The sequence below is a fragment of the Nocardioides sp. NPDC051685 genome, from assembly GCF_044453405.1.
Taxonomy (GTDB): domain Bacteria; phylum Actinomycetota; class Actinomycetes; order Propionibacteriales; family Nocardioidaceae; genus Nocardioides.
Window position 1 is genome coordinate 19,738 of record NZ_JBITCR010000006.1, and the last position, 15,372, is coordinate 35,109.

General features: G+C 67.5%; 12 protein-coding genes. 9 read left to right on the forward strand and 3 right to left on the reverse strand.

What is annotated here, in order from left to right:
• Nucleotides 1–4: 4 nt before the first annotated feature.
• Entirely contained in the window at nt 5–1,342 is a 1,338-nt protein-coding gene (locus ACIA03_RS18140) for an LCP family protein (protein WP_396984977.1), read from the reverse strand.
• 113 nt (nt 1,343–1,455) lie between these two features.
• Between ACIA03_RS18140 and ACIA03_RS18145 the strand changes: the two genes are divergently transcribed.
• The 8 genes from ACIA03_RS18145 to ACIA03_RS18180 all read left to right on the forward strand — a co-directional run bounded on the left by ACIA03_RS18145 (nt 1,456) and on the right by ACIA03_RS18180 (nt 12,090).
• A complete protein-coding gene (locus ACIA03_RS18145) occupies nt 1,456–2,958 on the forward strand; it encodes an LCP family protein (RefSeq protein WP_396984979.1) in 1,503 nt (500 codons plus the stop codon).
• A gap of 98 nt (nt 2,959–3,056) precedes the next feature.
• A complete protein-coding gene (locus ACIA03_RS18150) occupies nt 3,057–3,992 on the forward strand; it encodes a glycosyltransferase family 2 protein (protein ID WP_396984981.1) in 936 nt (311 codons plus the stop codon).
• On the forward strand, nt 3,989–4,906 hold the full coding sequence (locus tag ACIA03_RS18155; protein ID WP_396984983.1) for a glycosyltransferase: 918 nt from the start codon (nt 3,989–3,991) through the stop codon (nt 4,904–4,906). The genes ACIA03_RS18150 and ACIA03_RS18155 overlap by 4 nt, the downstream gene beginning before the upstream one ends.
• 37 nt (nt 4,907–4,943) lie before the next feature.
• Entirely contained in the window at nt 4,944–6,137 is a 1,194-nt protein-coding gene (gene glf / locus ACIA03_RS18160) for a UDP-galactopyranose mutase (protein ID WP_396984986.1), read from the forward strand.
• Nucleotides 6,134–8,149 (forward strand): glycosyltransferase, encoded by a 2,016-nt coding sequence (locus ACIA03_RS18165; protein WP_396984988.1) that lies wholly within the window; start codon nt 6,134–6,136, stop codon nt 8,147–8,149. Before glf ends, ACIA03_RS18165 begins: the two co-directional genes overlap by 4 nt.
• A complete protein-coding gene (locus tag ACIA03_RS18170; protein ID WP_396984990.1) occupies nt 8,133–9,032 on the forward strand; it encodes an ABC transporter permease in 900 nt (299 codons plus the stop codon). Before ACIA03_RS18165 ends, ACIA03_RS18170 begins: the two co-directional genes overlap by 17 nt.
• A complete protein-coding gene (locus tag ACIA03_RS18175; RefSeq protein ID WP_396984992.1) occupies nt 9,029–9,826 on the forward strand; it encodes an ABC transporter ATP-binding protein in 798 nt (265 codons plus the stop codon). The genes ACIA03_RS18170 and ACIA03_RS18175 overlap by 4 nt, the downstream gene beginning before the upstream one ends.
• 125 nt (nt 9,827–9,951) lie before the next feature.
• On the forward strand, nt 9,952–12,090 hold the full coding sequence (locus ACIA03_RS18180; RefSeq protein WP_396984994.1) for an N-acetylmuramoyl-L-alanine amidase: 2,139 nt from the start codon (nt 9,952–9,954) through the stop codon (nt 12,088–12,090).
• A gap of 535 nt (nt 12,091–12,625) precedes the next feature.
• Here ACIA03_RS18180 and ACIA03_RS18185 read toward each other — a convergent pair.
• Nucleotides 12,626–13,336, reverse strand: a complete 711-nt coding sequence (locus ACIA03_RS18185) for a TIGR03089 family protein (protein ID WP_396984996.1) — start codon at nt 13,334–13,336, stop codon at nt 12,626–12,628.
• Between the two features lie 23 nt (nt 13,337–13,359).
• On the opposite strand from ACIA03_RS18185, the gene ACIA03_RS18190 reads away from it, so the two are divergent.
• Nucleotides 13,360–14,436, forward strand: a complete 1,077-nt coding sequence (locus tag ACIA03_RS18190; protein ID WP_396984998.1) for a mannose-1-phosphate guanylyltransferase — start codon at nt 13,360–13,362, stop codon at nt 14,434–14,436.
• A gap of 151 nt (nt 14,437–14,587) precedes the next feature.
• Here the strand turns inward: ACIA03_RS18190 and ACIA03_RS18195 are convergent, their stop codons facing one another.
• A complete protein-coding gene (locus ACIA03_RS18195) occupies nt 14,588–15,370 on the reverse strand; it encodes a DUF3105 domain-containing protein (RefSeq protein WP_396985000.1) in 783 nt (260 codons plus the stop codon).
• Nucleotides 15,371–15,372 lie beyond the last annotated feature (2 nt).

The following is a 15,372-nucleotide window of genomic DNA, read 5'->3' on the forward strand; positions in this document are numbered from 1 at the left end:
AGACTCAGCCGGTGACGCTCTTCGGCAGGCCGGTCGGCGTGCAGATGTCGGCCGGGATGTCGTCGACGGTGTCGTCCTTGATGTGGCCGAACATCGTCAACGCGTCCTCCTTGCGCCAGTGGATCGCCATGTCCGCCGCCGGAACGCCGCAGGTCAGCGCCGAGCCGTCGGCGAGCGCCTTGAACGCCCAGGCGAACTTGGCGCCGCCGATGACGCTCATCCCCTTGCCGACCTTGATCCCCGCGGCGCCCTTGCCCATCTCAGCGAGCTTGAACGGGTTGAGGATGGTTCCGGGGTTGGTCATCTTCTTGCCGATGCCGGAGATGACCTCGGTCTGATTGACGCCACGGGCGAAGTCGCCGGTGCTCTCCACGTGGCGCGAGCGGGCGTAGGCCAGGGCGGTCGCGCCGTCGACCTCCTGGCAGCCCTTCTCGATGTCCAGCCCGGCCAGCTTGTCCTTCATGTCCTGCTTCGGGCAGATCTCGATACCGCCGACGCCGTCGACCAGCCGGGCGAGACCACCCATACCGATCTCGACGTAGCCGTCGATGCGTACGCCGGTGTTCTGCTCGATCGTCTGCACCAGCAGCTCCGGGCCCCCGTAGGCGAAGGCCGCGTTGATCTTGGTCGTCCCGTGGCCGGGGATCGGCACCAGGGAGTCGCGTGGCAGGGTGACGACGATCGACTTCCCCTTGCCGGTGTGCAGCAGCTTGATGGTGTCGGTGCGGCTGCCGGCCGCGTCGCCGGTCGAGAGCTTCTTCTTCTCCTCGGCGGTCAGGCCCTCACGCGAGTCGCTGGCGACGATGAGGTAGGTCGTGCCGGGCTGGTCCGCGGGACGCTCACCCGCGGTCGGCTCGTAGGCCACCTTGTCGACCTTGTTCCAGGCCGAGATGCCGATCCAGGCCACCGAGCCGACCACGATCAGGATCGGGATCATCAAGATGATGACGAAGTTGCGGAACGGATGGCGCTTCTTCGGCCTCGGTCGGCGGCCCCCGCGACCGCCGCCGTAGCCGTCGTCCGGGCCCCCGTAGCCACCGTTGCCGCCGCCGTACTCCCTCGGCTGGCTCCAGCCCTGGTTGTAGCCCTGGTTGTACCCCTGGTCGTTCCAGCCGCCCTGGCCGGGGGTCGGCGCGATCTGCCCCGGCTGCGGCAGCGGCCGGTCGTAGCCGCCACGCTGCGGCGCCGGAGGCGGCGGGCCAGCGGACGGACGCCGGACGGTCGGCATGACGTTGGTCGGCTCCGGTCCCGAGGACTGAGCAGGCTGGCCACTGCCGTACGCCCAGCCGTACTGCTGCGACCGGGGATCGTTCGGGTTGCCAGGAGAGCGGGGGTTTGGCATGCGCTCAAAGGTACCGTGCTGCGCGGCTAGAGTTAGTCGGCGCGTCGCACCACCGTGTTACTCATGTGACTAGTGATACTGGCGGTGCAAACTCTTCACTCGAGGGACCACAGATGGCTGACCAGAACTACCGGCCTCAGCGTACGGCCGCCGAGCGCGCCTCCCGCGTGCGGTTCCGCCGCGCCATGGCGCTGCTGCTGATCACGCTGCTCCTGCCGGGGTCCGCGCAGCTGGTCGCGGGCAACCGCCGGGTCGGTCGGATCGCGATCTGGACGGTGATCGGCCTGGCGGTCACCGTCGGCCTGGTCTTCGGGATCTCCCTGCTGTGGCACGGCCTGATCTTCCAGCTCGGCACCAGGCCGTGGCTGCTGGGCCTGATCCGCATCGGGCTCATCGCAGGTGCCATCGCCTGGGCCGCTCTCTTCGTGGACGCCTGGCGCCTGGGACGCCCGCTCGAGCTCGACCTCAAGCAGCGCCGGATCGTGGTCGCGATCAACGGCGCGCTCGCCTTCTCGGTCGCCGCGACCCTGCTCTTCGGTGCCCACCTGGTCGGTGTGCACAAGGGCATGGTCGAGGCGATATTCGCCGGTGCGGAGGCCGCCGAGGCCCACAACGGCCGCTTCAACGTCCTGCTGGCCGGTGCCGACTCCGACGGCGGGAAGACCCGCTGGGGCCTGCGCCCCGACTCGCTCACGGTCGCCTCGATCGACGCGGTCACCGGTCGTACCGTCCTCATCGGGCTGCCGCGCAACATGCAGAACTTCACCTTCGCCAAGGGTTCCCCGATGGACAAGGAGTTCCCGCGCGGCTTCGACTGCGACGGCTGCTACCTCAACGGCGTGAGCACCTGGGCGGAGGACCACAAGGAGCTCTACAAGGGCGAGGACCACCCCGGCATGGCCGCCACGGTCGACGCCGTCGAGGGCATCACCGACCTGCAGATCAGCTACTACGCCATCGTCGACCTCAACGGCTTCCAGGAGATCGTGGACGCCATCGGGGGAGTCACGTTGAACGTACGCCAGCCGATCCCGGTCGGTCTCCCCTCCGACAAGTTCTACACGCACATCCAGCCGGGGGTGAAGAAGCTCGACGGCTGGGAGACCCTCTGGTACGCCCGGGCCCGTCAGGACTCCGACGACTACTCCCGGATGGCCCGTCAGAAGTGCGTCCTGAACGCGATCCTGCAGCAGACCAGCCCGGCCGACGTCGTACGCCACTACCAGGACGTCGCGAAGGCGACCGGCTCCACGATCACCACCACGGTCCCGCCGAGCGAGATCGAGCGGTTCTCGGCGCTGGCGCTGAAGGCGAAGTCGCAGAAGATCTCGACGCTCTCGCTGGTGCCGCCGCTGGTCAACACCGCCGACCCGGACATGTCCGACATCCACGCCGAGGTGCGCAAGGCGGTGAAGAAGGCGACCCCGAAGAAGGAAGAAGTCTTCGCCTCGCCCGGCACCGGCGACGACGGCGAGACCAAGGCGCCCGCCGCGGGGAACAAGCCCAAGACCTCCGGCGACTCCGACAAGAGCGGCCCCGTCACCGGCGGCTCCCTGGGCTCTCGCAACAAGGGTTATCAGGCCAACGCGACCGACGACCTCGCCTCGGCATGCTGAGCACCGTGCCGAACAGCGTGTTGAACAGCGCGTTAACGAGGTGTCACGGCGACTCGCTGATTCCCGGGATACCCGGCGGTCGCGGCTAGTCTGGATCCGTGCCAGGGAGCAATCGTGTCGCCGCCGTCGTGGTGACCTTCAACCGTCTCGAGCTGCTGCAGCGACTGCTGGAGCGGCTCGACGTGGTCGACGGCCTCGACGAGGTGATCGTCATCGACAACGCCTCGACCGACGGTACGTCCCGGTGGCTCGCCGAGCTCGACGGTGCCGAGGAGCCGGGTCAGCGCCAGGTCCCGGTGGTGGCCCGCACCCTGGAGCGCAACAGCGGTGGCGCCGGCGGCTTCCACGACGGTCTGGAGCTGGCGATGGAGCGCGGCGCCGACCTGGTCTGGCTGATGGACGACGACGGCCTGCCCGACGCCGACTGTCTGGCGCTGCTGCTCAAGCAGACCGACCTCGACTTCTGGGGGCCGCTCGTCGTCGACGAGAACGACCCCGGCCGTCTGGTCTTCCCGATCCGGCTCCCGGGCCGCTCCAAGGTCGTGCACCAGCTCGCCGATGTCGAGGCGGCCGCCACCGACGGCCTGATCAAGGACATCGTGATCCCGTTCAACGGGGTCCTGGTCACCCGCGACCTGGTGGAGCGGATCGGCTACCCCCGGGCGGAGTACTTCATCTGGGGCGACGACCACGAATACCGGCTCCGGGCCGAGCAGGCGGGGGCCCGGATCGCGACCGTCGTCGGTGCTCAGGTGCGCCACCCGGCCGTGGGCGATCTCGGCACCCCGATGGCATGGGGGAGGGCGACGTACAACCACACGCCCAGCGACCTGAAGCACTACTGCATGGCGCGCAACAACCTGCTCAACCTGCGCGACTACCGAGGGTGGCCCTTCGCTTTGGCTTTCGTGGCGAAGACTCTATGGTTCTACCTGCTCACCAAGCCGCAGCCGAGCCGGATCCGGCTGTCGGTGCAGGCGTGGTGGGCGGCTGTCCGGGGGGACTTCAGTGGACACGAGAGGTTCCTTCGTTGAGCACCACCCGTGAGACGGTCGCGATCGTCGTCGTCACCTACAACCGCGCCGACATGCTGCGCGGGCTGCTCGACGGGCTCACCAAGCTCGACCAGCCCGCCGATGCCGTGATCGTCGTCAACAACGCCTCCACGGACCACACCGCGCAGGTCCTCGCCGAGGCGGTCACGCCCAACCTGCAGGTCATCGACAGCCCGGAGAACCTCGGCGGCGCCGGCGGCTTCCACCTCGGCACCAAGGCGGCGGTCGAGCAGGGCTGGGACCGGCTCTACCTGATCGACGACGACGTCGTCCCGGCCCACGACTGCCTCGAGGTGCTGCTCGCCCAGGACGAGGACTGCCTCTTCTCGGTGCGTGAGGACCGTAACGGCAAGCTGATCGAGCTGGCCGCCCTGAAGTTCGATCTGCGCAACCCGCTCGCGATCAAGCCCAAGACCGCCGCGGTCATGGACACCTACCCGACCCGCGACGCCATGCCGGAGCGTGTTCCGGTGGAGAACGTCGCCTTCGAGGGCTTCATGATCCGCCGCACCGTCCTGGAGGAGATCGGGCTCCCCGACCCCTCCTACTTCATCTTCTACGACGACGTGGATCTCGCGATCCGCGCCCGCCGCGCCGGCCGCACCATCTGGGCCGTACGCGACGCGGTGCTCGTGCGACAGCTCGACTTCAGCCAGCAGCACGACCTGGCCGGCTGGAAGGGCTTCTACATGTACCGCAACCTCTTCGTCGTCCACCTCCGCTACGGCGAGAACGTCCTCGTACGTCTCAAGCCCTGGCTCATCACCGCGGCTGTGGTCCTCCTCAGCCCGATGCGGGGCGGCAAGCACGAAGCCGTCAACGTGATCAAGGCCCTGCGCGCCGCGCGGGGTATGCGAACGCTGCCTACTTCAGCACCCTCCACCTCCTCCTGACCGACCCCTTACCCACAGAGACCTAGACTGAGCGATCGTGTCCTCCCCTGAAACCACTCCTGACCTCGTCATCGTCGGCTCCGGCCTGTTCGGCCTGACCATCGCCGAGCGCGCCGCCTCCGAGCTGGACAAGAAGGTGCTCATCATCGAGCGCCGCCCCCACATCGGTGGCAACGCCTACTCCGAGTTCGACGAGGAGACCGGCATCGAGGTGCACAAGTACGGCACCCATCTCTTCCACACCTCCAACGAGAAGGTGTGGAACTACGTGCGGAAGTTCACCGACTTCACCGACTACAAGCACAAGGTCTTCGGGAAGTACAAGGGGCAGGTCTACTCCCTGCCGATGAACCTGGCGCTGATCAACCAGTTCTTCGGGAAGTCGCACACCCCCGACGAGGCGCGCGCGCTGATCGCCGAGCAGGCCAGCGAGTTCAAGACCGAGGATGCCCAGAACCTCGAGGAGAAGGCGATCTCGCTGATCGGCCGCCCGCTCTACGAGGCGTTCATCAAGGGCTACACCGCCAAGCAGTGGGAGAAGGACCCCAAGGAGCTGTCGCCCGACATCATCACGCGCCTCCCGGTCCGCTACACCTTCGACAACCGCTACTTCAACGACAAGTACGAGGGTCTGCCGGTCGACGGCTACACCGCGTGGCTGGAGCGGATGGCCGACCACCCGAACATCACGGTCATGCTCGACACCGACTTCTTCACGGTCGTCGACGACTACAAGGGCAAGGTCCCGATCGTCTACACCGGTCCGGTCGACGAATACTTCGGCTTCTCCGCCGGCAAGCTCTCCTGGCGCACCGTGGACCTCGAGTCCGAGATCCTCGACGTGGACGACTACCAGGGCACCGGCGTGGTGAACGCCAACGACCCCGAGGTCCCGTTCACCCGCGAGCTCGAGTTCAAGCACCTCCACCCCGAGCGTGCCGACCGCTACAAGCCCGGCAAGACGATCGTGGTGAAGGAGTACAGCCGCTTCGCCCAGGAGGGCGACGAGCCGTACTACCCGATCAACACCGCCGACAACCGCGAGAAGATCCTGGTCTACCGCGACCTGGCCAAGAAGGAGCCGATGGTGCTCTTCGGCGGCCGCCTCGGCACCTACAAGTACCTGGACATGCACATGGCGATCGCGTCCGCGCTCACCATGTTCGAGAACAAGCTCCGTCCCCACTTCGAGGACGGCACCCCGCTCACCTCCGGAGGCGTTGACGAATGAGCGTGACCCGACTGCTCCAGCGGCAGATCCTGCCCCTGGACCGTGACTCCGACGTACTCCCGCTCTACGTCGACAACCAGGCTGCCATCCTCGACGCCGACAAGTACGAGGTCGGCTCCGACAAGACGGCCCAGGCGCTCAACAACGCCCAGATCCGCCAGTCGATCAACGACGGCACCCAGATCCACCCCGACCAGATCGAGTCGCGTACGGCGCTGCGGATCCTGAAGAGCGAGCGGCTCTCGCTCGGCACCTACTTCAACGCGTTCCCGGCCAGCTACTGGCGCCGACACACCGTGGTCGACAGCGTGAAGCTGACCGTCGCCCTGCAGGGTCGCGGCGCGAGCGTCATCGTCTACAAGTCGATGGCCAACGGCCGCTCCCAGCGCGTCGACGCCGCCGACACCGGCACCAACCCCGAGGGCACCTTCACCTTCGACCTGCCGCTGAAGCCGTTCGTCGACGGCGGCTGGTACTGGTACGACGTGGTCGCCTCCGACGAGGACGCCGTCATCACCTCGGCGGAGTGGACCGCGGAGGTCCCCGACGACCGTGCCGAGCACGGCACCGTCGACATCTGCGTCACCACGATGAACAAGCCCGACTTCTGCGCCAAGCTGCTCGCGCAGATGGGTGAGGACGAGCAGCTGCGCCCCTACCTCGACACCGTCTTCGTGATGGAGCAGGGCACCAAGAAGGTCGCCGACGACGTCGAGTTCCCGGCGGCCGAGAAGGCTCTGGGCGACCTGCTGCACATCATCGAGCAGGGCAACCTGGGTGGCTCCGGCGGCTACGCGCGCGGTCAGCTCGAGTCGCTGCGCAAGGGCACCGCGACGTACGCCCTGATGATGGACGACGACGTCGTCTGCGAGCCTGAGGGCATCATCCGCGCGATCACCTTCGGTGACCTCGCCAAGCGGCCGACCATCGTCGGTGGCCACATGTTCTCGCTCTACGCCAAGTCGCGCCTGCACTCCTACGGCGAGATCGTCCAGCCGTGGCGGTTCTGGTGGCAGTCGGCGCCCGGCGTCTACGGCGACTGGGACTTCGGCGCCCGCAACCTGCGCTCGACCCGCTGGCTGCACAAGCGCGTCGACGTGGACTTCAACGGCTGGTTCATGTGCCTGATCCCGCGCAAGGTGATCGAGGAGATCGGGCTCTCGCTGCCGGTCTTCATCAAGTGGGACGACTCCGAGTACGGCCTGCGTGCGAAGGCGGCCGGCTTCCCGACTGTCTCCTTCCCGGGTGCGGCCGTGTGGCACGTCCCGTGGACCGACAAGAACGACGCCCTCGACTGGCAGTCCTACTTCCACCAGCGCAACCGCTTCGTCGCCGCGCTCCTGCACTCGATCTACGACGACGGCGGCCGGATGGTCACCGAGTCGTTCTCCCACCAGATCAAGCACCTGGTCTCGATGCAGTACTCGACGGTCCTGCTGCGCCACCAGGCGCTGCTCGACGTGCTCGCCGGCCCCGAGAAGCTCCACGAGACCCTCGCGACCCAGCTCCCCGCCGTACGCGAGATGGTCAAGGACTACCCGGACGCGCAGCTCAAGGCCGACCGTGACGAGTTCCCGCCCGTGCGCCGCCACAAGCCGCCGCGCAAGGGCAAGGAGGACACCGAGGTCCCGACCAACCGCGAGGTCAAGCTGGCCGCGCTCAAGGCGCCGATCCGGCAGCTCATGAAGCCGCGCAAGCTCTCCACGGAGTTCCCCGAGGCCGAGCTCGCGGCGATGGACAACCAGTGGTACCGGATCACCAAGTACGACAGCGCCATCGTGTCGATGAACGACCAGCAGGGCGCTGCCTTCTACCGCCGCGACAAGAAGCTCTTCAACCAGATGCTGAAGGACACCATCAAGGTGCACCGCCGGCTCAAGCGCCAGTGGCCCAAGCTGGCCGAGGAGTACCGCTCCAAGCTGAGCGAGTTCACCTCGCCCGAGGCCTGGGAGAAGACCTTCGAACCGTGGAAGGTCGCTGAGGAGAAGGGGACCGATGGCAACCGGAGTTGATGAACGCCCCGTACGGATCGTCGATGCGCCGCTGGCACCTCCCGCGGAGAACCTCGGGCTGCTCTCGGTCTTCAAGCGCCGCTACCTCCTCAAGCTGCTCGTGCAGCGGGAGATCAGCGGTCGCTACTCCAACTCGATGCTCGGTGTCTTCTGGTCCTACATCAACCCGCTGACGCAGTTCCTCGTCTACTGGATCTTCATGGGCAAGATCATGGGCGCCGACCATGGGATGGACAACTACCCGGTCCACCTCTTCGCCGGGCTCGTCATCGTGCACTTCTTCACCGAGACCTTCGGAGCCGGGACCCGCTCCCTGCTCAGCAACAAGGGTCTGCTGAAGAAGATGGCGATGCCGAAGGAGATGTTCCCGGTCGCCTCGATGCTGGTCTCGCTCTACCACCTGGTGCCGGCGGCCCTCATCCTCCTTGTCGTCTGTCTGTTCAGCGGATGGACACCGACCTGGGCGGCGGTGCCGTCCCTCCTGCTGGCTCTCGGCATCGTGATGTCGCTGGGCACCGCCCTGGCGCTGGTCTTCAGCCTGGCCAACGTCTTCTTCCGTGACTTCGGCAGCGCGGTCAACATCCTGACCAACTACATCCGGTTCGGCGTCCCGATGATGTATCCGTTCTCGATGATCGAGGGTGCGCTCGGGGACAAGGCCTGGATCTACCTGCTCAACCCGATCGCGGACGCGGTGCTGCTCTTCCAGCAGGCCTTCTGGGTCGGGGTGACCCCGAATCCCGAGCTCACCGCGGCCAAGCATCTCCCCGAGCATCTGTGGCTGTTCGGGCTGGGCGCTTTCGGCGTCTCGCTGGTCCTGCTGGTGATTGCCCAGCTGATCTTCAGCAAGCACGAGAACAAGATTCCGGAGCGTCTGACATGACCGCCGACTCGATCGTGGTGGACGGGGTCACCAAGAACTTCACGCTCCGCTACCACCGCAGCATCAAGGACATCACCGTCGCCAAGATCAAGGGCCGGGCCGTCTCCAACACCTTCAAGGCGCTGGACGACGTCAGCTTCACGATCAAGCAGGGCGAGTCGGTCGGCCTGATGGGTCTGAACGGCTCGGGCAAGTCGACGCTGCTCAAGCTGATCAGCGGCGTGATGCGCCCTGACCAGGGTGTCGTGAAGACGCGCGGCCAGATCGCCGGCCTGATCGCGACGGGTGCGGGCTTCCACCCGCAGCTGTCCGGGCGGGAGAACATCTTCCTCAACGCGGCGATCTACGGGCTCTCCGAGGACGAGACCGCCGCGATCTACGACGACGTGGTGCGGTTCGCCGAGCTCGGCGACCACCTCAACTCGCCGGTCGGCAACTACTCCTCGGGGCAGTACTCGCGCCTCGGGTTCTCCGTCGCCGTCCACATCGACTCCGACATCTTCCTCGCCGACGAGGTCCTCGCCGTCGGTGACAAGCCCTTCAAGAAGAAGTGCATGGAGAAGATGGAGGAGATCCGCGACAGCGGCCGCACCGTGGTCTACGTCAGCCACGCCGCCGGCTCGGTCAAGCGGATGTGCGACCGCGTGATCTGCCTGGAGAAGGGCCGCCTGGTCTTCGACGGCGACGTCGACGAGGGCATCGAGTACCTCCACTACGGTGAGGACGACGCCAAGGGGTCGGCCAAGCTCAAGCAGCTCGAGGCCGCCGACAGCGCCCTCGGCGCGGAGGTCTGAGGCTGTCCAGCACGGCGAGAGCCCGCGAGGAATTACAGGTTTGTAGTTCTTTGCGGGCTCTTCCCAACCTGTGTTGCTGATGTGAAAGATGTTCCCTGGTGTTACGGAACCAGGGGGATCCACGCATGATTTCGCAGGCCGGGCAACAGGAGTCGAGCGACGTTCGGCGCGTTCGGTCGCGCTATGTCGCCTCGACCCAGCAGCTGCTCGTGCTCGGGGTCGTCCTGGCCGCGCTGGTGCCGGCGAGCACCGTCGTCGACCTGAAGGTGGTCCGGCCCGGGGATGCCTCGATCTCAGGGAGCGAGGTGGCCGCGCGGTCGGCGGCGCGGGTGCCCGCCGCCCCGGTCGACGCCCACCTGGCGGAGATCTCGCTCACCGCACCCCTCGCGAAGGACCGTCAGTCCGGTCGCGGGGTCATCGGCCGGCTCACCGCCCAGGCCGAGAAGGCCAGCTCTCGGGGCGACACGGTGACCGTCACCAGCCTTCCGCAGCCGGTGGACGGCTTCGGGACGGTCGGGCTCACCTGGGCGCCCGGCGCGGTCGTCCCTGAGGAGGCGGTCGGGGCCGACGTACGCACGTTGGCGGACGGGACCTGGAGCGACTGGCAGGCGATGGACGTCCATCTCGACGACCATGCTCCCGACCCAGGATCCGCGGAGGCCGACGGGGCGCGCCCGGGCACCATGGAGGCGGTCGTCGGCGAGGTCGACCAGGTGCAGACCCGGCTGCGGCTGACCGGTGCGCAGGTGCCGGCCGACCTCAGGCTGGCGGTGATCACCCCTGGCGAGGCGGAGTCGACGCGCAGCGAGTCGCCCGAGATCGAGACCGGAGCCGACGACGCCCCGCAGCCGGCCGAGGGGGCCGAGGACGTCGAGAGCGCCGAGGAGGGGGAGGCGGCTACGCTGTCGGCTGCTGCGTACACCCCCAAGCCCAGCATCTACAGCCGTCGCCAGTGGGGCGCCGACGAGAGCGTGCGTGAGTCGGGGCCGCCCGACTACAACGAGGTCCGCGGTGGGTTCGTGCACCACACGGTCAACACCAACTCCTACACCAGGGACCAGGTGCCCGGGATCATCCGGAGCATCTACCTCTACCACGTGCAGAGTCGCGGCTGGCGCGACATCGGCTACAACTTCCTGATCGACAAGTTCGGCCGGATCTGGGAGGGCCGCTACGGCGGTGTCGACCGTCCCGTCGTGGGCGCCCACACCTCGGGCTACAACAGCTACAGCTTCGGCGCGTCCGCGATCGGCAACTTCGACAACGTCGCGCCCTCCACGGAGCTGGTCAACGCGTTCGGCACGCTGTTCGCGTGGAAGCTGTCGCTGCACGGCGTCCGGGGTGACAAGGGCTCGACCCGCATGGGCGACCACACCTTCTCGCACGCGATCATGGGCCATCGTGACGCCGGTTCCACCGCGTGCCCGGGCCGCTACCTCTACGCCAAGCTGAGCACGATCCGTTCGCAGGCCGGCTCGAAGCAGGCCGGATGGGCCGCGCGTGAGCTGCAGTCGCAGATCAGCGGCCGCGGCTACCCCGACCTCGTCGCCCGGCGGGCCAGCGACAAGCGGATCGTCGTGCTCCGCACCGACGGCACCGCCCACTTCGGTACGCCGCGGGCGACCAACCTGATCGGCGGCACCTCGGCCACGCTGATGAACGCCGGTGACTGGGACCGCGACGGTGACGGCGACATCCTGATCCGCCACACGGACGGCACGATCCGGGTCAACCGGGGCAACGGCACCGAGACGTTCGCCACCGGCGTCATCATCGGGCGCAACTTCGAGTCCGTCTCCGTCATCGACGTCGTCAGTGACATCACCGGAGACGGTTGGCCCGACATCCTGGGCAAACACTCCACCGGCGAGATCCGGGTCTGGCCCGGCCACGGGACCAACGCGCTGGGTGCGTCCTACCGGATGCGCAGCGCGGTGAGCGGGTCGAGCCAGGTCATCGGCGCCGGCCGGTTCTACGCCGACGACGGCTCGCCGGAGGCGATCTTCAAGGTCTCCGGCAAGCTGCTGATCTTCCGCACGAACGGCCCTGGTGGCCTGACCACCTACTCCGACCCCGGTATCGACACCAGCGTCTTCGACTTCATCCTCGCGACCAAGGACCTGCGCGGCGCCTCCACCGGCGGCGACCTGCTGCTGCGTCGCAGGTCCGACGGGATGTGGTTCGCCTACGAGCACAACCAGAGCGGCGGCTGGGACCGGAAGACCCAGATGGGCGTCGTGCGGGGTTACGACCAGTTCGGATAGCACCGGAATCCGACGAGTCGACTTCTCGAAACTCATAGGTTTTGTGGTTTCGATATCGCGGTAATTCCGAGGATTACGTGGACACTGCTGACGACATGTGCTTACTGTGTTTTCAGCGAGTTTGCGACAGGGGAGGGCGTTTTGCGCGCTTCTAACCGGTGGTTTCCTCGCTTTCTAGGGTTCCTCGGGTGCTTAGAAAGGAGTCTGCTATGTCAAGCGGCATCATCGACACGATTATCCAGGCAGTGATCGCTGTTCTGAACATGCTGTAGGCCCGCCCACGACGCCGCGCGGCATGGTGGGCGGAGCTTCCCGATCGGCCACGACACTCAGGACAGTTGACCTCTTCCTCTGGGGTCGTGGAGCGCCGTTGCGCCGCGTCCGTAAGCGTCCTGTCGGTGCTGGTTCCGGATTACGAATACGGGGCCAGCACCGACCCAATTCTCTGAGTGCAAGAGGGAAGATTCGGACGGATGATTTCCGTTGCCGAGACGCGAATCGTCGAGCGCTCCGATATCCTTGCGGTATTGAAATATCAGGACGATTGATGCGGGAATTGCGTCGCGCGCTCGCTGGAAGCGACGACAGTCAGCCGGTCTGCGCTCGCGTTGGTGATCAGCACCAGCGAGCCGCCCCCGGCGAGCAGGGCGGCCAAGAGCTCGGCACCTTCCGGTGAGGCCGACGCGACGGTCGAGAGCAGCCGCGCGCTGTTCCCGTCGCCCCCGAACAGGTCCGTGTGGCTCGTCTCGGCGCCGGCCCACGACGTGGCCGCGTCGTCCGCGGCGGGCGGGTCCACGGGGATGAACCCGTCCGGCTGTCCCCAGACCTCGATGCCGACGTCGTGGACGCCCTGGGGGAGCGGGTCGGCGAAACGTACGCCGAAGGGCAGCAGGGAGCACGCCAGGGTCGGTCGCTTCCCGGCCTCGTCCGCCCAGGTCTCCAGGGAGTCGGGGCCGCAGACGACTGCGTCGGGGCTCTCGGAGTCGGTCACCACGAGCCCGGTGTTCCAGGCGGCACCGAGGAACACCGTGGCCAGCCAGTGGGCCGGCAGATCGATCCGGATGCTGTCGCCGCGCTCGAGACCGTGCTCGTCGACGAGCAGGCCGGACGCCTTGGCCACCCAGTTGGCGTAGGTCGTGGTCGACAGCTCCTGGCGCTCGCCGCTGGCGTCGTCGTAGAACGTCACGAACGGACCGCCGGGGTTGTTCCGCAGGGCTCGGGCGAGGGTCTCGGGAAAGCTGGTCACCCCGAAACTCTAAGGTGTGCCGCATGACCTTCTGGGCAGTGATCCCCGCCGGCGGCGCAGGCACCCGGCTGTGGCCGCTCTCGCGCTCCTCGGAGCCGAAGTTCCTCCGCGACCTCACCGGCCACGGACGTACGCTCCTGCAGGAGACCTACGACCGGCTGGAGCCTGTCTCGGACGGCATCATGGTGGTGACCGGTGCGGTCCACGAGCGGGCGGTGTGCGAGCAGCTGCCCGAGGTGCCGCACGATGCGATCCTGGCCGAGCCGAGCGGGCGCGACTCGATGGCCGCGATCGGTCTGGCCGCGGCCTTCCTGGAGCGCCGCGACCCGGATGCGGTGATGGGCTCCTTCGCCGCCGACCACGTGATCCGCAACGTCGACAACTTCCACGAGACCGTACGCCGCGCCGCGGCGATCGCCGCGGACGGCTGGCTGGTCACGATCGGGATCTCGCCGACCTTCGCCTCGACCGCGTTCGGCTACATCGCCGAGGGCAAGCCGTTGGCCGGCCACCCGGGGGCCTTCCTGGTCGACGAGTTCGTCGAGAAGCCGTCGGCCGAGGTCGCGGCCGGCTACCTTGCAACCGGCCGCTACCGCTGGAACGCCGGGATGTTCGTCGTCCGTCCCACCGTCCTCCTCGAGCTGCTCGCGGAGTCGGACCCCGGCTTCACCGAGCGGCTGCGGGCCATCGCCGCCGAGCCGTCACGGCTCGAGGAGCTGTGGGAGACGCTGCCGAAGATCGCCGTCGACCATGCAGTCGCGGAGCCGGCCGCGGCCGCCGGCAAGGTGGCCACGGTGCCCGCCGATCTCGGCTGGGACGACATCGGTGACTTCGACTCGCTCGCGACGCTGCTCCAGGCCGCCGCGACCGCCTCACCGGAGGGGCCCACGATCCTCGGCGACGACACCCTCGTCCACGCCCTCGACTCGACCGGCCTGGTGGTGCCCCACTCCGGTCGCATGATCGCCCTGATCGGCCTCGAGGACATCGTCGTCGTCGACACCGACGACGCCGTCCTGGTCACCACCCGCAGTCATGCCCAGCAGGTCAAGAAGATCGTCGCCGCCCTCAAGGACTCCGATCGCACCGACCTCACCTAAAAGAGAGTGGCGGCAGCCCCCTCATGGGACTGCCTCCACTCTCGACTGGATCTCGACCCGCCCGTCGCGACCGCTCGCAGGCTCGCGGTCGCGGGGCTCGCTCGATCTCCTCGCGTTCGCCCGGCGCAAGCGCCGGGCGAACGCGAGGACCTCACATGGCCTGGGCCTCGGGGCTGGCGGTGTAGGGGAACTTCTGCATGAAGTCCTTGATCGCCTCGCCGGAGACGTCTGCGCAGTACTGGAAGGCGCCCTTCTGGGTGGAGGCCTCGGTCGGGTTGGCCGGGTCCGCGTACCAGTGGGTGAGGGCGATGTGGGTGCCCGAGGGGAACTCGGTCTTCTTGTCGCCGGCGACCGCAGTCTCCTTGGCGTCGGCAGCGGTCCACGGGGCCGCGATGAACTTGTAGCGGAAGTTCGAGGTGCCGGAGAACTTCTTCCCGATGGCGTAGAGCAGGTCCTGCTCGTCCTTGGAGACGGTCTCGTCGTACCACACGATCGTGTAGCCGTGCTCGAGGTTGTGCACCAGCGCCTCGAGCTCCGGACGGTCCGCGGCGGTGTAGAACTTGCGCGACATGTCGGCCGGGGCGACGTTGGCCTCGTTCCAGTGCGGACCGAAGGCCGGGGGAGCAGTGGTGTAGGTCTGCTGGGTGCCGGTGGCGATGTGGTTCTGGTTGCCGTCGGCCGCCATCTCGGTCACCTTCTGACAGCCGGCGGCCTTGGGGCTCTTGCCGATGTCCTGCAGCGCGACGTCGTTGTATTCACGGTCCTTGAAGAAGCCGGTGATCGGGCCCCACGCGGCGGCACCCACGATCACGAGGGCGATGGCGACGCAGACACCGACGATCGCCGCACCACGGACGCGCTCGGCGCGGCCCTGCTTCTTGCGGATGTCGTTGATGACCGCACGGCGGTCTTTGTTGAGCGACTTGTTGGCCACGG